Origin of the sequence: Mesorhizobium sp. M0152, from assembly GCF_040322415.1 — a bacterium.
Taxonomy (GTDB): domain Bacteria; phylum Pseudomonadota; class Alphaproteobacteria; order Rhizobiales; family Rhizobiaceae; genus Mesorhizobium.
The window spans coordinates 16,661-33,299 of sequence record NZ_JAMYTH010000034.1; the positions used below are offsets into that span (position 1 = coordinate 16,661).

General features: G+C 63.3%; 18 protein-coding genes. 9 read left to right on the forward strand and 9 right to left on the reverse strand.

From position 1 onward, the window contains the following. Positions 1-146 precede the first annotated feature (146 nt). The gene (locus tag NKJ26_RS26060; protein ID WP_352698107.1) at positions 147-662 is read left to right on the forward strand and encodes a gamma-glutamylcyclotransferase; all 516 of its coding nucleotides are present in this window, start codon (positions 147-149) and stop codon (positions 660-662) included. Here NKJ26_RS26060 and NKJ26_RS26065 read toward each other — a convergent pair. After that, positions 652-1,632 (reverse strand): quinone oxidoreductase family protein, encoded by a 981-nt coding sequence (locus NKJ26_RS26065; RefSeq protein ID WP_352698109.1) that lies wholly within the window; start codon positions 1,630-1,632, stop codon positions 652-654. The genes NKJ26_RS26060 and NKJ26_RS26065 overlap by 11 nt on opposite strands. A 124-nt stretch (positions 1,633-1,756) precedes the next feature. On the opposite strand from NKJ26_RS26065, the gene NKJ26_RS26070 reads away from it, so the two are divergent. Next, the gene (locus tag NKJ26_RS26070; protein ID WP_352698113.1) at positions 1,757-2,737 is read left to right on the forward strand and encodes an AraC family transcriptional regulator; all 981 of its coding nucleotides are present in this window, start codon (positions 1,757-1,759) and stop codon (positions 2,735-2,737) included. Between the two features lie 160 nt (positions 2,738-2,897). After that, positions 2,898-3,845, forward strand: a complete 948-nt coding sequence (locus tag NKJ26_RS26075) for an aldo/keto reductase (RefSeq protein ID WP_352698115.1) — start codon at positions 2,898-2,900, stop codon at positions 3,843-3,845. A 47-nt stretch (positions 3,846-3,892) separates the two neighbouring features. Here the strand turns inward: NKJ26_RS26075 and NKJ26_RS26080 are convergent, their stop codons facing one another. Together NKJ26_RS26080 and NKJ26_RS26085 are read right to left on the reverse strand one after the other, a co-directional pair. Then, the gene (locus NKJ26_RS26080; RefSeq protein WP_352604688.1) at positions 3,893-4,681 is read right to left on the reverse strand and encodes a lysophospholipid acyltransferase family protein; all 789 of its coding nucleotides are present in this window, start codon (positions 4,679-4,681) and stop codon (positions 3,893-3,895) included. 118 nt (positions 4,682-4,799) lie between these two features. After that, complete coding sequence (locus NKJ26_RS26085; protein WP_352698117.1) at positions 4,800-5,702, reverse strand: LysR family transcriptional regulator; 903 nt, start codon at positions 5,700-5,702, stop codon at positions 4,800-4,802. A gap of 116 nt (positions 5,703-5,818) precedes the next feature. Between NKJ26_RS26085 and NKJ26_RS26090 the strand changes: the two genes are divergently transcribed. Both NKJ26_RS26090 and NKJ26_RS26095 read left to right on the forward strand, forming a co-directional pair. Beyond that, positions 5,819-6,289, forward strand: a complete 471-nt coding sequence (locus NKJ26_RS26090) for a nuclear transport factor 2 family protein (protein ID WP_352698119.1) — start codon at positions 5,819-5,821, stop codon at positions 6,287-6,289. Positions 6,290-6,315: 26 nt separating this feature from the next. Next, a complete protein-coding gene (locus NKJ26_RS26095) occupies positions 6,316-6,948 on the forward strand; it encodes a pyridoxamine 5'-phosphate oxidase family protein (protein ID WP_352698121.1) in 633 nt (210 codons plus the stop codon). 18 nt (positions 6,949-6,966) lie between these two features. Here the strand turns inward: NKJ26_RS26095 and NKJ26_RS26100 are convergent, their stop codons facing one another. The 3 genes from NKJ26_RS26100 to ftsE all read right to left on the reverse strand — a co-directional run bounded on the left by NKJ26_RS26100 (position 6,967) and on the right by ftsE (position 9,444). After that, positions 6,967-7,689: a YdcF family protein gene (locus NKJ26_RS26100; protein ID WP_352698123.1), complete on the reverse strand. Its 723-nt coding sequence runs from the start codon at positions 7,687-7,689 to the stop codon at positions 6,967-6,969. A gap of 119 nt (positions 7,690-7,808) precedes the next feature. Beyond that, the gene (locus tag NKJ26_RS26105; RefSeq protein ID WP_352698124.1) at positions 7,809-8,792 is read right to left on the reverse strand and encodes a cell division protein FtsX; all 984 of its coding nucleotides are present in this window, start codon (positions 8,790-8,792) and stop codon (positions 7,809-7,811) included. Further along, positions 8,785-9,444, reverse strand: coding sequence for a cell division ATP-binding protein FtsE (gene ftsE, locus NKJ26_RS26110; protein WP_027023302.1), 660 nt, complete (start codon positions 9,442-9,444; stop codon positions 8,785-8,787). Before ftsE ends, NKJ26_RS26105 begins: the two co-directional genes overlap by 8 nt. Positions 9,445-9,748: 304 nt before the next feature. Here ftsE and NKJ26_RS26115 point away from each other — a divergent pair, with 304 nt between their 5' ends. From NKJ26_RS26115 to NKJ26_RS26125, 3 genes are all read left to right on the forward strand, one after another. Then, the gene (locus tag NKJ26_RS26115) at positions 9,749-10,393 is read left to right on the forward strand and encodes a hypothetical protein (protein ID WP_352604700.1); all 645 of its coding nucleotides are present in this window, start codon (positions 9,749-9,751) and stop codon (positions 10,391-10,393) included. A gap of 134 nt (positions 10,394-10,527) precedes the next feature. Further along, positions 10,528-11,070, forward strand: coding sequence for a hypoxanthine phosphoribosyltransferase (gene hpt, locus NKJ26_RS26120; protein ID WP_352698126.1), 543 nt, complete (start codon positions 10,528-10,530; stop codon positions 11,068-11,070). A gap of 74 nt (positions 11,071-11,144) precedes the next feature. Further along, positions 11,145-11,516, forward strand: coding sequence for a response regulator (locus NKJ26_RS26125; protein ID WP_352604704.1), 372 nt, complete (start codon positions 11,145-11,147; stop codon positions 11,514-11,516). Here the strand turns inward: NKJ26_RS26125 and NKJ26_RS26130 are convergent, their stop codons facing one another. Continuing rightward, positions 11,517-12,464: a DMT family transporter gene (locus tag NKJ26_RS26130; RefSeq protein ID WP_352698128.1), complete on the reverse strand. Its 948-nt coding sequence runs from the start codon at positions 12,462-12,464 to the stop codon at positions 11,517-11,519. Positions 12,465-12,662: 198 nt separating this feature from the next. Here NKJ26_RS26130 and NKJ26_RS26135 point away from each other — a divergent pair, with 198 nt between their 5' ends. Continuing rightward, positions 12,663-13,526: a LysR family transcriptional regulator gene (locus NKJ26_RS26135; protein ID WP_352604708.1), complete on the forward strand. Its 864-nt coding sequence runs from the start codon at positions 12,663-12,665 to the stop codon at positions 13,524-13,526. On the opposite strand, the gene NKJ26_RS26140 is transcribed toward NKJ26_RS26135, so the two are convergent. Both NKJ26_RS26140 and NKJ26_RS26145 read right to left on the reverse strand, forming a co-directional pair. Continuing rightward, positions 13,523-13,894 (reverse strand): glyoxalase superfamily protein, encoded by a 372-nt coding sequence (locus tag NKJ26_RS26140; RefSeq protein WP_352698131.1) that lies wholly within the window; start codon positions 13,892-13,894, stop codon positions 13,523-13,525. The two genes, NKJ26_RS26135 and NKJ26_RS26140, sit on opposite strands and share 4 nt — an antisense overlap. Positions 13,895-13,948: 54 nt before the next feature. Further along, a complete protein-coding gene (locus tag NKJ26_RS26145; protein ID WP_352698133.1) occupies positions 13,949-16,546 on the reverse strand; it encodes a TIGR02302 family protein in 2,598 nt (865 codons plus the stop codon). Positions 16,547-16,639 lie beyond the last annotated feature (93 nt).

The window sequence follows — 16,639 nt, forward strand, 5'->3', positions numbered from 1 at the left end:
GGGTGTCGTGAAAACGCATGGGGGTGTTGCGGACGGATTTTCGATTCCGACGACAATAGGTAGACAGAGACGGACGGAAAAAACACCGATTCCCTTGCGGTGTTGCCATTCTTTGCAATCAGGCGCGGCGATATGGGCGTTTTTGGGTGTTTGGCTATGGTTCGCTGATATGGCGGCCGGGTTTCGCGCATGTGGAGACGCAGCGCGCGCGCCTTTACGGCCATCGACGCTCGCTTTGCGTTTATTCCTTCGTGCACCGCGGCACGCGCCGCCGCCCGGGCCTGGTGCTCGGCCTCGACTGTGGCGGCTCCTGCGTGGGCCTGGCGTTCCGCGTTCCCGGCGAACTGCGTGACGAGGTCATGGCCTACCTGCGCGAGCGCGAACTGGTCACCAGCGTCTATCTCGAACGCATGCTCAAGATCCGCCTCGACGATGCGCGCATGGTCGAGGCGGTGGCTTACATCGTCGACCGCAAGCACCAGCAATATGCGGGCGCGCTGGACGTCGCGGATGCGGCGACCGTGGTGCGCGGCGCTGTCGGCCAGTCCGGCAACAACGAGGAATACGTGCTCAGCACGCTGAAGCACCTAGAGGCGCTGGGCATCCGGGACCACTGGCTGGAAGAGGTGGCCAGGCTGGTCGCGCCCGACGCTACATGGTGAAGATCTGCTTTCCGAGGTCGGCGTGGTCCAGGCTGTTGGCGATGGCAAGCTTGAACGATGCCAGCGGATGAAGCCCGCCAACTGGAACATGAAAATCCGGTTGGCCGAAGACGTCGACAATCTCGCGCAGGGTCGGACTGTCGGCTTTCACCGGTGGCGAGAAGAAGTAGCGGTAGATATTGGCCCTGATTTCGACGCCGCTCAGCAGCACGTCGAAATTGTGCAGTTCGTAGCGTTCCGTGCTCATGCCGCCATTGATGACCATCTGACCGCCAAGCGCGAGGCTGCGGATCAGTTCGCCGCTGACAGGCCCGCCGACATTGTCGACGATGCCGTTCAATCCGGTACCGCCGGTGATGTCCAGAACCGTCTCGCGGACACCGGCCTTGAGGTCCGAGAGGTCGAGGACGGCGGTTGCTCCAAGCGTCTTCAGATCCAGGCCTTCATGGAAGCGGCGCACCACCGACAGCACGTTGATGCCGCGCCGCTGGGCGAATTGCATGACCATTGTCGATATCGACGAATAGCCGGCCGTGACGGCCAGCCACTGGCCCGGCTGGACGCGGGAATCGGCCAGCAGATCCCAAGCCGTAATCGGGTTGACCATCTGCCCGGCGCGTTCGAGCGGATAGTCGGCCGGCAATGGGATCAGCCATTCAGTCGGCACGGCGGCATACTCGGCCCAACTGTTGTAGTAGCTGAACGCGACCAGCGTGCCGGGCCGCAGGGCGACATTGGCGCCCACCCGCTCGACAATGCCGGCACCGTGGTTTCCGGCGACCTGGCGCGGAAAGAGCGGTTTCTTCGGTTCGGGGTAGAGGTTTTGAATGAACAGGAAATCGCCCGGGTTGACCGACGCCGAGACCATCCTGACCAGCACCTCATTGTCGCCGATCTGCGGGACGGGAATGTCGTCGAGATAGAGAACGTCGCGCGGGGAACCGATCCCGTCGAACACGATTGCCTTCATTTTCAGTCTCCAACGGCAAGCCCGGCGCCACACCCGCATCGGCGATGCCGGAAAGCTAGGATCGTCTCGAAGGAATTCGAATTGGCAGATTTGACAATCTATGTGCTAAAACTGTCAAATTCGTATGGTCTGCGGAGAGGAACCTGGTGGCCACTGTTCACGCCGCGATCTGGCTACCGTCGACCTTCTATTCGGCGGTCGCCGCCACTCTTGTCGAGATGTTCGATCTGGTGAACACCATCCGGGGCGAGCCGGCGATCTCCTTCGAATTCGTGGCGCGGCAGCCGGACGCCACCACCACGCCCGGGATTTCCTTTCAAACCAGGCGCGAGCCGTCCAGGCGGATGGACGTGCTGATCCTGCTCGCCATGCCCGGCATGCAGATACCCGAACTGGTGGCGTCGCTGGAGAAAGAGGCGCGCCATGCCGCGTCCATCATCGCCAGGGCGCAACGCGAGGACGCCATCATCGCCGGACACTGCGGTGCCGGCTACTTCCTCGCCGGTGCCGGTCTTCTCGACGGCAAGCGGGCGACGATCTCGTGGTGGCTGAAGACCGACGCACGTCGCCGCTTTCCGAAGGTGCGCTGGGACGCCTCCCGCGTCCTCGTCCAGGAGGGGCGCATCTACACGTGCGGCGGGGGCTTTTCCGGCCTCGAACTTGGCCGGGCCCTGCTCAGGGATCTTGGCTTTGCCGAGGAAGAACGCCTCGTGCGCAAGCTGCTGGTGCTGCCGCCGTCGCGGCAGGTGCAAACACCCTACGAGTTTCCCTGCCGGACCTGCCGTCGCGGGAACCTTTTCGCGACCGGGTCGAAGCGTTGGCGAAAAAACAACTGCGCAGGCTGGATCTCGCTCTTCTCGGCAGGGAGCTCGGCCTCGCTCCGAGGACGCTTGCCCGTCGGTTCTCCGACGAACTGCACACGACACCCGGACGCTGGATTCAGGACCAGCGCATCGACGCGGCGAAATCGCTGCTGGAAAGCACCAGGCTCGGAATTGTCGAAGTCTGCTATCAGGTCGGCTATCAGGATGCGGCGTCTTTCAGCCGGCTGTTCATGCGTGCGGTCGGGCTGTCACCCGGCGAATACCGGCGTCAGAATCAGTAACCCGAAAAATTGTCGGCGCGGCGAATGACGCCGATTTGAACCCGCCGCCAGATCGAAAAGACTGCCAGCCCTTTGATGTCGGCCAGGCAAGACCTAGGTTAGGCTCCGAACCTCAGCCGCGGGGCCGCCCCGCCCATCCCAGCAATCACGGAGATACGTCTTGCAGAAACGCCGCCTCGGTCGTACCGACCTTTCCATCGCGCCGCTGGTTCTGGGCGGCAACGTCTTCGGCTGGACCGCCGACGAGAAAACCTCGTTCGACCTGCTCGACCGCTTCGTTGGCGCCGGTCTGAACGCCGTCGACACGGCGGATGCCTATTCGCGCTGGGTGCCCGGCCACAAGGGCGGCGAATCGGAAACCATCATCGGCAAGTGGATGAAGGATCGCGGCAACCGCGATCATGTCGTGGTGGTCACCAAGGTCGGTTCGGATATGGGCCAGGGCCACAAGGACCTGTCCGCCGCCTATATCGAAAAGGCCGTCGATGCGTCGCTGAAGCGGCTGCAGACCGACTTTATCGACCTCTATCTGTCGCACTGGCCGGATCCGACGACGCCTTATGAGGAAACGCTTGGAGCTTACGAGAAGCTGCTCGCCAAGGGCAAGATCCGTTACGCCGGCTGCTCCAATCTCGACGCCAGCCAGTTGCGCGCCGCGCTTGATGTGGCGAGCCTGCGCAGCCTGCCGCGCTACGAGGTGTTGCAGCCGGAATATAATCTCTACGATCGCTCGTCCTTTGACGGGCCATTGCGCGATCTGTGCGTGGCCGAGGATATCGGCGTCATCACCTATTTCAGCCTGGCCAAGGGCTTTCTCAGCGGCAAATACCGCAGCGAGGCCGATCTCGGACAAAGTCCGCGTGGTGGCGGGGTGAAGGACTACCTCAATGCGCGCGGCATGCGGATATTGGCAGCACTCGACGCAGTGTCGGCCAGGCATGCGGCCAGGCAAGCGGAAGTGGCGCTTGCCTGGGTAATGGCGCGGCCAGGCGTCACCGCCCCGATCGCCAGTGCCACAAAGGCGAGCCAGATGGACAGCCTGATCAAGGCTGCGTCGCTGAAGCTGAGCGCCGACGACATGGCCGAGCTCGACAAGGCCAGCAGCTGAAGCGCTGGCGGTGTTTGGCTGATCGCTCTTGCAGGCGAACCTTCGCTTCAGGCTTTCGCGCCGAGCTCCCGCAACCGCTTCACCGCCGTGGCCGGAAGAGGCGGCGGGCTGGGCGCGCGGGATGCTTCGATAAGGAGTTGGTCGCAGGCAGCCTCCGTTTCACCGATCAGCCGTGCCATGAATTCGTCCTTGCCCAATCCCGGTGGTATCGGCGGCAGGAAGCGCGCCTTGATAATGCCGGGGTAACGCAGAAATTTCCGACGCGGCCAATAGAGGCCGGCGACATGGGCGACCGGCACCACCGGAACCCCAAGCTGCGAATAGATTTCGACAATGCCGTATTTGTAGGCCGGCTCGTCGCCCGGGGCCCGGCGCGTACCTTCGGGATAGATGATCAGCTGGCGCGGATTGCGCGCCATTTCCTCCCTGGTCGCGGCGACCACGGCCTTCAAGGCCTTGGAGCGGCTGCCGCGATCGACCGGGATCATGCGCATCTTCAGGATGTACCAGCCGAAGAACGGAATCCAGGTCAGCTCGCGCTTGAGGATATAGAGCGGGTCCTGGAGGTAAGGAAAAAAGGCGATAGCATCCCAGAACGACTGGTGCTTGGGCGCCAGAATGAAGGAACCCTCGGGCAGGTTTTCCTGGCCGGTGATGTCGTTACTGGTGCCGGCGATCCTGTCATAGAGCCACATCGACGTGCGCGACCAGAATTTCGGCACGAACCAGGCGCGATGACGCGGCGACAGGAAATAGTAGGGGGTCCAGAGGATCATCTGGACGATCAGATTGACGTAGAAAACGAAATTGAACGTCAGCGATCTGACATAGAGCATGGGGCAGGTCCGATGAGGAGGTGTGCGTTGGTTACACCAAGCGCGGTGAAAAAGGAAATGGCCGAAGAGCGTCCAGGCGCGCTGAAGCAAGGTTCGCCTCGGTGGACGGCCTCGGGTGCTAACTCAATTGCGCCAGCCGCTCCTTGAGACGCGGGGCGGCGAAATCGAGGAACGCACGCAGCTTGAGCGGCAGCAGTCCGTGGCCCACATGCACCAGGCTTACCGGCCATGGCTCCGGCTCGTACTCCCGCAGCAGGATGCGCAATGTGCCCGATCGCAGCGCGGCATCGACTTGGTAGGAGAGCACTTTGGTCAATCCGACGCCGGCGATCGCGGCGTCGATCGCCGCCTCGGCGGTGTTGACCTGGAGTCGGGAGCGGACCTGGATCGGAACTTCCGTCTTGCCCTGGGCGAAGCTCCAGCTAGCGGATGAGGCAAGCCCCTCGAAGGTGATGCAACTGTGCGTTTCCAGATCCGCCGGTGTGGTCGGCATGCCATGTTCGGCCAGATAGGCCGGACTGGCGCAGACAACGCGCCGGATCGAGCCGACACCAAGGGCGACCAGGCTAGAATCAGGCAATTGGCCGATCCGGATGGCGACGTCGATATGATCCTCCGCGAGCTGAATTATACGATCCGCCAGCGTCAGGCGGATGTCCACGTCGGGATAGGCGGCGAGAAAGCCGGTGACGACCGGCAGCACGTGCAGGCGGCCGAAGACGATCGGCGCGGTGATGGCCAGTTCACCGGTCGGGGCGCTGTACTCGCCGGCCGCCGCGCGTTCCGCCTCGCCGACGTCGTCCAGAATGCGACGGCAGGCGGCAAGATAGGCCTGGCCTGCATTGGTCGTCGTCAGCCGGCGAGTCGAACGGTTCAACAGCCGCGTGTTCAGATGGCGTTCCAGATCGGACACTTTGCGGCTGACCGTCGCCAGCGGAATGCCAACATTGCGGGCCGCGGCGGAAAGGCTGCCGGCCTCCACTGCGGCGACGAAGAGCGACATGGCGTCGAGACGATCCATAGCTTTTCCCATAAAGTGGAAGAATAGCTTGCAAATCTGCCATCTGCTTTTGAGGAATGGAAGGTCCTATATTGGTTTTGCCAGCCAGCCTGGCTCCGATCCGAGAAGGAGTTTCCATGTCCGACCCCCGTCCACCATTGCCGCCGTTCACCGCGCAGACCGCAGCGCAAAAAGCTCGCATGGCGGAGGATGCCTGGAACTCCCGCGATCCGGCCCGCGTCGCGCTCGCCTACACGGCGGACAGCCGTTGGCGTAACCGCGCCGAGTTCCTGCAGGGGCGTGATGCCATCCAGGATTTCCTGACGCGCAAATGGAGCCGCGAGTTCGATTATCGGCTGATCAAGGAGGTCTGGGCCTTTCGCGACAATCGCATTGCCGTGCGCTTCGCGTATGAATGGCACGATGATAGCGGCTCGTGGTTCCGCAGCTATGGCAACGAGAACTGGGAATTCGACGAACACGGGCTGATGCGCCTGCGCATCGCCAGCATCAACGACCTGCCGATCGGCGCGGCCGACCGCAAATACCACTGGCCGCTCGGCCGCCGTCCCGACGAGCATCCGTCGCTATCGGAGCTCGGGCTTTAAGATCCATTCCGGGCAAGGAGATTTTCATGAACACGCGCGCTGTCACCAGCGATGTCGCCTTCACGCCGACAGTCAAGGCCATCCAGGCCCGCAAGGGTTCGCGCCAGTCCTACGCCCGCGTCGAGGAGCGCGGTGGCTGGCAATCCGTGATCACACCAGATCTGACCGCCTTCATCGAGATGCAGACCAGCGTCTTTCTGTCAACGGCCAATGGCGATGGCCAGCCCTATATCCAGCATCGCGGCGGGCCCGCCGGCTTCCTCAAGGTGCTCGATGAAAAGACGATCGGGTTAGCGGACTTTGCCGGCAACAGGCAGTTCATCACGCAGGGCAATCTGGCCGACAATGCGCAAGCCTTCCTGTTCCTGATCGACTACATGCACCGCCAGCGCATCAAGATCTGGGGCACGGCACGGATTGTGGAAGACGATGCCGAACTGATCGCCAAGCTGATGCCGCAGGACTACAAGGCGCGGCCTGAGCAAGTCATTCTGTTCACCGTGTCGGCCTGGGATGCCAATTGCCCGCAGCATATTCCGCAGCGCTTCGAAGCCGCCGACGTGGCGGCTGCACTTGCCGAACGGGACAGACGGATCGAACGTCTCGAACAGGAAATCACGCGGCTGAAGGAAGCATCGAGAGCCACCGCCGGGGAATGACGAGCAGCCGGTTAGAATTCAACCGCCGACAGCTGTCTCGGCGACAGCAAAGCCGTCGGGAGTCGGCTTCACCGGCAGGATGCCACGCGCCAACGCCAGCAGATATTTGTTGTATTCGGTGAACAGGACGCGCAAGGCCCGGGGCTTGGTCAGCCAGCCGCCATTGTCGAGGTTGGAATTGACGACGGGATAGGGCTCGAGCTTGGCCCTGTGCAGCAGGCGGCCCATTTCGAGCAGGCTGCGCGGCATGTGATAGTTGTTGGTAACCAGGATCACTGTGCCATAAGCATGGTTTTCGACCCATTTGGCACTTTCCTCGGCATTGCCGATCGTATCCAGTGCTGCGCGGTCGATGTCGACGCAGCAGGAAAACAGCCTTTTGTCACCGCCGGTCGCGGCCTGGAGCTGGCGGCGGCTGGCGGAGGGATGCACGCCGCTGATCAACAGCCGCTCGCCCTTGCCTGATGCTAGCAACTCCATCGCTGCATCCAGGCGCGACTGGCCGCCGGTCAGCACGATGATCGCGTCGGCCTTGGTCGGGTTGGCAGGCGTGGTCAGATGGCTGACCTTGTTCACGAACCAGCCGAAGCCGCCGGCAAACAATGTAGCGATCAGGAGCAGGGACAGAGCGGAAAGGCGCAGCGCGGCTCTGAGACGACTAGCCTTGCCGTGGTCGCGCAAACGAACAACCACTGGCATCTGTCCAGCCGTCCCGGTGGAATCCCGCGCGTCCATCGTCATATGGTTAACCCCGAAATGCAGCCTTTGATAGCTGAAAGACGCACTTTGCGTTACGCCGCTTCTCCATCCGTGATCAGCCCTGCCTTATCCATGCCGCCGTCTCCACGCGCTCCCGCCCTTCATGCCTCGGGTTGGCGAACGTCGATGTCGCTGAGATAGGTGACGACGGTGGCGTGCGAGGTTGCCGCCGTGAGCGCGCCGATCACCAGCACCATGAGAACGACACCGAGATAGCCCGCCGATCCAATCGCGAAATTGCCGAACAGGGCGGTCGCCTGGTCGGCCTGGGGCGTCGCCATGTTGCGCGAGGACCACCAGGAAAAGACGATGAAGACGAGCACGGCGGCAGCGCCACCGGCGGCAGCGCCCTTCATGCCGGTGACCAGGAAGTGGCGCCGGAACTCGCGCGCGATGAAGCGGGCCTCGGCACCGACGAAATGCAGCACCTCGATGATGTGGCCATTGCCGGCCATGGCGCCGCGGGTAGCGAACACCACGGTCAGCACGGTCGCCGACAGCATCAGCGCCAGCACGGCAATGCCGATGGTCACCGTGGTGCGGGCCATGGCCACCAGCCGGTCCACCCATGTGCGGTGATCGTCAAGCGATGCGCTCGGCAGTTTCGGGGTGATCGCGGCGCGGATGGCGGCGAAATCGGGCGGGTTGTTCTCGTCGATGGTGACGATGATCAGGCGCGGCACCGGCAGTTCGTCGATATTGAGGCCCGAACCAAGCCACGGCTCGAGGAGCCTGGCGGTCGCTTCACGGTCGATTATGCGCGTCGCCTTCACGCCGGGAAATTCGCCGGCGATCTGCGAGGCCTGGGCAAGGGCCGCCTCCATGTCGAGGCCGTCCGCCGGCTTGATCTGGATCGTCGCTTCGCGCGAGATCTGGTTCTCCCAGACCGAGGCCGTGTCGCGCACCAGCGTCACCGCGCCGAAGGTCAGGCAGGACAGGAAGGTCATGATGGCAATGACTAGCACCAGCGCGCGGCCGGCAATGTTCTGGGCCGGCACGATCGGTGCCATCCGGCGCTGGGTGCGCTCTCTAGCAACGGTCGCTCCGGCATCGTCTTCACGGTGTTCGGTGGACAGCTCAGTCATAGATGTCCAGCCTTCCGCCGGCCAGGATCATGCGGCGCGCGTCGACCTGTTCCATTAGGCCGAGATCGTGGGTGGCGATCACCACGGCGGTGCCGAGCCGGTTGAGTTCGATGAACAGCCGCAGCAACCGTCGCGCCAGCGGCGGATCGACATTGCCGGTAGGCTCGTCGGCCAACAGGATCTCCGGCTGCTCGATCAGCGCGCGGGCGATCGCGGCGCGCTGCTTCTCGCCGCCCGACAGGACCGGCGGCAGCACATGCATGCGCTCGCCCAATCCAACCCATTTCAACAACTCGGTGACGTCGGTGCGGTAACTTGCTTCCTCGCGCCCGCGCACACGCAGCGGCAAGGCGACATTCTCGTAAGTGGTCATGTGATCGAGCAGACGAAAATCCTGGAACACCACGCCGATTCGGCGCCTGAGGTGCGGCAGTTCGGCTCGCGAGATGCGCGAGCGGTCCTTACCGAAGATGGTGATCAGCCCACGCGTCGGCTTCAGCGACATGAACAGGAGGCGCAGCAAGGTCGTCTTGCCGGCGCCCGAAGGCCCGCTCAGGAACTGGAACGAGCGCTCCGGGATGTGCAGGGAAATATCGCGGAGGATTTCCGGACCCATGCCATAGCGGAGGCCGACATTTTCGAAGCGAATCAATTTCGACGACCTGAAATTGTCAGAGCATGATGCCGAAAAGTGTGAAGCGGTTTTCGGGCGACATCATGCTCTGTCTCTTTGATTCAGAGGCGGATTCAGACTTCAGGTCGATTCGATCTGAAGTCATCCGACCCTGGCGGCGGCGAGCCGGCCGGTTCTGGGAAAAGACCTTCGGCCGGCATGGTTAACCGGCGGTTAATTCCAGAGTTCTTTCGGCTTGTCACGAGGGCTCCGATGGGGAAGCGTTAACCATTTGCGTTTACGCAAAAGAAACGAAAAAGCGAACGAGGGCTGCAACTAGGCCATGATGGCTGACCAGCGAACCGCGCGCCCGGTTTCCGGCGAAATCATGACCGATCCGGCGGCAATTGCCGCAACGGACCGGATCGTGCGCGGCCCGGCAGCCGATATCATCGATGCCGACTATGTGGTGATGCCGCGCACAGTCGCAGCCGGGGAAGCTGCGGCACCACAGCCGCGCGCAATCGTCACACCGTCCATCGAGGGCATGGACATGCTGCGCAAGCCCGAGACACCGCTGGAACGGCCACCGGCCTCGCGCGGCGGGCCGATCTTCTGGATTGCCGGCATCGGCGCCGCGCTTGCCGCCTTCTGGGTCTCCGGCGGACACGCGCTGGTGCGCCAGACCCCGTTGTTGTCCAGCGGGCAGGCATCGGCGCTCAGTATTTCAGGCGTGACGTCACGCGTCGACGGCTCCGGGCCGGACCCGGTGCTGTTCGTCGACGGCGAGGCCGCCAACGATGGCGCGAAGCCGGCACGGCTGCCGCCGCTCGAAATCCGGGTGACCGGCAATGACGGGCGCACAATCCGCTATACGTTGGGGACATCCGGCCGTTCACTGGCATCGGGCGAAAGATTCGGCTTTGCCAGCCGGCTCGAGGTGCCTAGAAACGGCGTAAGGACAGTGTCGGTCACCTTCGCCGAATAGGTGTAGTGATATTCAGGTGATGCCGGTCTGCAAACGGTCGCTTCGCGCCCATCTTCGACTCCGGCTCGGCTTGACCTGAATCTCAATACGCCTTGGCGCGACAGCGTGCGGGTAAACATCGTTAGGGGCAAAAAATGCCAATTGTACGCGGCAAGGACATCGAGGTCCTGTTTTCAGCATCGGCGATCGCACGGCGCAATCTGGAGCTCGCCAAGGAGATTGCCGAGCACGATTATCACGATCTTCTGGTGATTTCGGTGCTGAAGGGATCGTTCATCTTCGCCGCCGACCTCATCCGCGCCATGCATGATGTCGGTCTGTCGCCGGAAGTCGAGTTCATCTTCATTTCCAGCTACGGCGCCGGCACCACCAGCGGCGAGGTGAGGGTGCTGCGCGACATCGACAATGAGGTCGCCGGCCGCGACGTGCTGTTGATCGACGACATTCTCGAATCGGGCAAGACGCTGACATTCACCCGCGACCTGATGCTGTCGCGCGGCGCCAGAAGCTGTTCCATCGCCGTGCTGCTCGACAAGCGCATGCGCCGCCAGACCGCGCTCAACGCCGATTATGTCGGCTTCGACTGCCCCGACTATTTCGTCGTCGGCTACGGCATGGACGTCGCGCACGCCTTTCGCGAATTGCCATTCGTCGGCGTCGTAAAAGACGATGTGTGAGCGACTTCCAAAAAGTCCGCTGATCCTCTGCGCCTTCAGGAAAAGTCAACTTTTCGCGGCCAACTATGCCGGCCATGGCAAAGCTTCTGATCGTCGAGGACGATGAGTCCGTCCGCACTCTCGCAGCCCGCGCGCTCGAACGCGCCGGCCACGCAATCGATATCGCGGCGGACGGCGCGCAGGGACTGTCGCTGATCCAGGCCGCGAAAGGCGGCTACGATCTCGTCGTCTCCGACATTCGCATGCCGGAGATGGACGGCATAGAGATGGCCACCGCCGCGGCAGCCCTTTTCCCGTCGATGAAGATCATGCTGATGACCGGCTATGCCGACCAGCGCGAGCGCGCCGAGGAATTGGACGGCATCATCCTCGATGTCGTGCAGAAGCCTTTCACGCTGGCCGAAATCCGCTCGCGCGTCGAACGGGCGCTTGTCTGCTTTGCCTGATCAGGCTGGATCGGTGGCGGCGAGTGTGGGCGCGGCGGTCTTGCGGCGCCCGGTGTTGAGTGCCAGCAGACCGGCGCCAATGATGAGGGCCGCACCGATTACGGTCGTCGGCCGCGGCACTTCGGCGAAGAACAGAAATCCCCATAGCGGTGACCACAGGATGCCGGTGTATTCGAAGGTGGCGACGCGGTTGGCCGGTGCCATACGATAGGCCTGCGATAACAGGATCATGCCGGCCGAGGCGACAAAGCCGCAGGCCGCCATCTTGAGAAAATCCGGCAGCGTCGGCCACAACCAGGACCGTACCAGGAATTCCACGCTTGGGTGGACGGCGTGCGTTACGCCGGCAAGGTGAAACGCGCCGGCAACCACCGCAGCGCCGACCAGATAGGCGCCGTTCTGATAGAAAGCCATGACGGTGGACGATTCGGTATCGCCGATCTTGCGCGCCATCAGCTGCGAAAAAGCGTAGAGCGCCGCCGAACCCAGCGACAGCAGTGCGGCCCAGTCGAACAGCCCGGCACCAGGGCGTAGCATCACGAGGACGCCGAGCAGCCCGATCAGCACGGTCGCCAGCGTTCGCCAGGAGACGTGCTCGCCGAGATACGGCCCGGCCAGAGCCATGATGCACAGCGGTGTCATAAAATAGAGCGCCACCGCGTCAGCCAGCGGCAAGGCGGCGATGGCCAGATAGTACGCTGTGTAGGACGTGAACTGGATGAAGGCGCGCACCGTCAGCAGGCCGAACCGCCGCGACAGGATGGCCCGCAAGCCGACATCGGCGTGGACGAGAACGATCAGGATCGGCAGAGCGACGATCGAGCGGATCGCCATCACCTCGGTCACCGGATAGCCGCTCGACACGGCTTTGACGAGCGGGTCCTGCAACGAGAAGACCAGCACGCCCAGGCACAGGCTCAGGATGCCAAGCACCATCCTATTCTGCATGTGAATTTCGGGCTCCCTGCGGCGTAAAAAGAACCCGCCACCGTTTCGGGCAGCGGGCACGAGTGAGGACTTTTGATTGGTCCGCAGCCGATTTCGCAGCCGCATATCCAATGGGAAGGATCACTATCGTCCGACATTTGACATGTTGCAAACGAATTGGAATGATACCAGCAATCAAGTTTTCTTATGACGGATAGCATGCGCCCAACCCTCGACAGCGATCTCCTGCGCACCTTCGTGGCCATTGCCGAAGCCGGCAATTTCACCAGGGCAGCGGAGCAGGCCGGCCGCACCCAGTCGGCGGTGTCGATGCAGATGAAGAAGCTCGAGGCGCTGGTGGGCGACAGCCTGTTCGAGCGCGGGTCGCGCGGCGTTGCGCTGACACGGCGCGGCGGCGAACTTATCGTCAATGCCCGCCGCATCGTTTCGCTGCTCGACGAGACTGCCGCCTCGATGGCTGCAGCGCCGCTGGGCGGGCCCGTGCGCATCGGCATTCCGGAAGAATATGGCCATGCCATCCTGTCGCGCGCTCTCGGTGCATTCTCGAAACTTCACACCGAGGTCGAGGTCACCGTGCGCTATGCACATTCGGGGGCGCAGATCGCGGCGCTGGCTGCCGGCGAACTCGATCTGTGCGTGGTGTTCGAATGGCAGGATCCTTCCGGGGGTGAAGTGCTGATGCACGATCCGACCGTGTGGGTGACATCGAACCTGCATCACATGCATGAGGAGCACCCGGTGCCGATCGCCCTCTACAACAGGGCCGGCTGGTGCAAGGACTTCGCCATCAAATCGCTGGAGCAGAGCGGGCTTGCCTATCGTGTCGCCTATACCAGCGACACCACCGGCGGCCTGAAGCTTGCCGTCACGTCGGGGCTGGCCATCGCGCCGATTTCGCGCAGCAATATTCCGGCGGATTGTCGCGAACTCACGTCAGCGGATGGGTTCGGCGACATCGATTCCTCGAACGTGGTGATGCACCGCAACCCGAATGCGTCAGGGGAGGCGATCGACGGCATGCAAGAGGCAATTCGCGAAGCGTTCGTCAACAGACAGAGCTAACCGGTCACATCCTCGTAGAAATGCAGCCGGTTGCCGAACGGATCGGCAACCGAAATCTCGCGGGTCTTCCACGGTGTTTCTTCCAGGCCGGGCCTGGCGAAGCGGTATTTCTTGACCGTCAGTTCGCGATGCAGGGCGGCAATGTCCTCGACCTGGATGCGTACGGCAATGCCAGGCGCGCCGTCGCCGTGGTGTTCGCTGAGGTGCAGGACGCAGCCGTCGCGGCCGATCGCCATGTAGAGCGGCGCGTTGTCGTCGAAGCGATGTTCCCATTCCACGTCGAAACCGAGGAAGCCGACATAGAATTCGCGCGCCTTGGCAATGTCGAAGATGCGCAGGATGGGCGTGACGGTGCCAAGTCTAGGCATTGTGGTGCAACCGTTGCGGAAACGTTCGGGCAGGATTGAAGAGGGCGGCTACCCCTATTTCAGCTCCAGCAGCCGTTCCAGATAGCTGCGCTCGATGTCGGGGCTGAGCGCATTGCCGAGCCGCTTGCGGATCGCTTCCAGGATTTGGCGCGCGCGCTGGACGTCGATCTCGTCGGGTACTTTCACAGAATCGCCGAAATCGGGACCCTGGCTGGCGCGTGGCCGGCCGAGCGGGTCCCGATCGGCATTCTGCTGGCGGCCGCCTTGCTCGCTGCCGCCCTGGTCGCCTTGCATGGCCTGCATCTGTTTCATCATATCCTTGGCGCCCTTGCGCAACGCCTCGAGCGCGCGGCCCTGGTGGCCGACGGCCTGGTCGCCTTCACCCTCGCCAAGCGCCTGTTCGGCGTTGCCCATCGATTTGCCGGCCTCGCCAAATCCTTCATTGGGCTCCATGCCCATGCCTTCCAGGCCCTTCTTCAATTGCTCGAGGTCGCTCTTCAGCTGGCCCTGACCTTCCTGCAACTGCTTCAGCGCATCGGCGAATTCCTGCGGTGTCATCGTCTTCGGCTTGGCGGGCGGATCGCGGTCCTGGCCGGCACCCGGCTTGTCCTGGTCCTCGCCGCTGCCTTCGCCAAGCTGCTCGTCGCGGTTCTGGCCGCGCTGGCGATCGCCGCGCTGCATCTGGTCCATGCGGAACGTGTCGTTCATCATCTCCTGCTGTCGCCGCAGGATATCGCCGAGCTTGTCCATCTGCTGGCGCATCTCGCTGTCCTGCTGCCCGCCCTGCTGCTGACGGCCGGCCTGGAGATTGTTCATCATGTCCTGCAGCTGAGACAGCAATTGCTGCGCCTTGTCGCGGTCGCCGGATTTCGCCAGATTCTCGATCTGGTCCATCATGCGGTCGATGTCGCTCTGGCGCAGTTCCTGGCCGTTCTGCTGCATCTGCGGTGCGTTCGGATTCTGCTTGGCGCGTTCGGCGAATTCCTGCAGGAACTGGTTCATCGCCTCGCGCAGTTCCTTCATCGCCTTTTCGATCTCCTGGTCGCTGGCGCCGTTCTTGATGGCGTCCTCCAGCGCCTGCTGCGCCTGGCGCAACCGCTTCTCGGCGGCCGAGAGATTGCCTTCCTCGATACCGAGCGCGATTTCCCAGAGATAGGACACCTCGTTGCGCAACTCGTCATCGCTGTCGGCCTGCTTCAGCCGGCTGCGCGCGCTCATGATGGCAAGGTAGTGGGACATATTGTCGAACGTGTCTTCAGGCCTGAGCGTGATCGCATCCATCAGGTCGAGCACGCGCGGCTTGGCATTGGCATCGAGTGCCAGCAGGCGACGCTGTTCGATCACGGCCCGGGCCAGCGGGTTGGTGAACGGCCGCTGCGGCATCACAAGCGTCTTGGTCTCGCTGGTCGCCGTATGCCCGGCATCGTCGGTCGCGACGAGCGTCAGCTTGATGTTGCCGCCGGCCCAGACATGCTCGGTCAGGTCCTTCGAGGTCCTGGCGGCATTCGACTTGCCGCCGCGGCGCGGCAGTGTCAACGGCATCTCGGGCGGACCATAGAGCGGATGCGCGCCCGGCGCCTGCGGGTCGGCCAGCGCGAAAATCGCCTTGGCATTGGCGGCGCCGTAATCGTCGTCGATCTGGTAGTTGAGTTCGAAGGCGCCGTTGACGGCGCGCTTAGGCTCACCGACAAAACGGATCTGCGGCGGTTTGTCGGGCAGCACCGCGAAGGCCCAGCGGCCGAGCTCGTCCCCGCCGGACTTCAGCGTCAGCGTGCCATCGCCTGTCAGCCTATCGGTGAACTGGCGGACCTGGGAAGGCGCCGCCGGGCTTGCTGCCGGCTTGACCGTGGCGGCGAGCGGCGCGCTGGCCGGATCGATCGTGCGCGCATTGCCGTCCTTGGCGGCATAGGCAAGCGTTTCCTCGCCCGACCCGCCGGTCACGCGTAGCGAGACGTCGCTGCCTTCCGGAACGGTAAAGGTTGGCGTCGTCTGGTTGGCGCCGGCGGTCAGGAAGATCGGGGGTTTGCCGGTATAGGCCGGCGGCGTCACCCATGCATCTATGCGCGGCGGCAGTACGTCATGCGTGCCGCGGGCGCTGAACCCGTCGGAGATCCGCCCACCGCTCGGCCCGAAGGAGAAGGCAAAGGCGGTGACGAGCAGGAGTGCGGCCAGCGCGCGCAGCCCCCAGGGATCGCGCTCCGGCACGCGCGCGCGCGGCAGGTCGGAGCTAAGGCTGTCGAGCTTCCTCGCCATGCGCTTCTGGTGCTCGCGCCACAGCGCCTGCGAGAAGCTGGTTTCGCGCCCGCTCGGCCGGTCGGTCTGCACCAGCACGGGGCTGTGCAACAGTTGATTGGCCGCTTCGATCCGGCGGTCGATTTCGGCGGCGCCAGGCATGCGGAAAAAGCGCAACGGATAGAGCGCGGCCAGCGTTGCCATGCCGAATGCAGCAATCAGGCCGATACGCGCGAAATCCGGCAGCCGGGAGAAAATGCCGAGCCAGGAGATGCTGAGGAACAGGCTGGCGACAAGGATGAGCGGAAGCAGCAGCGGCCAGCCACGCTCGACCATCATCGAGACCCGCGTCGCCAGTCGGCTCAGGGCAAGGCGCCCGGCCAGGCCGCGATCGCTGCTGAAGGTGGGTCGTTCCGTCATCGGCCCTTCCTGAAGGCGGGCGGGATAGCCCTGTCCTCGCGACTCGAAGAATACCAGCAAACACGGCAAAGGCGAGGCAGTTTGCAAAAACGT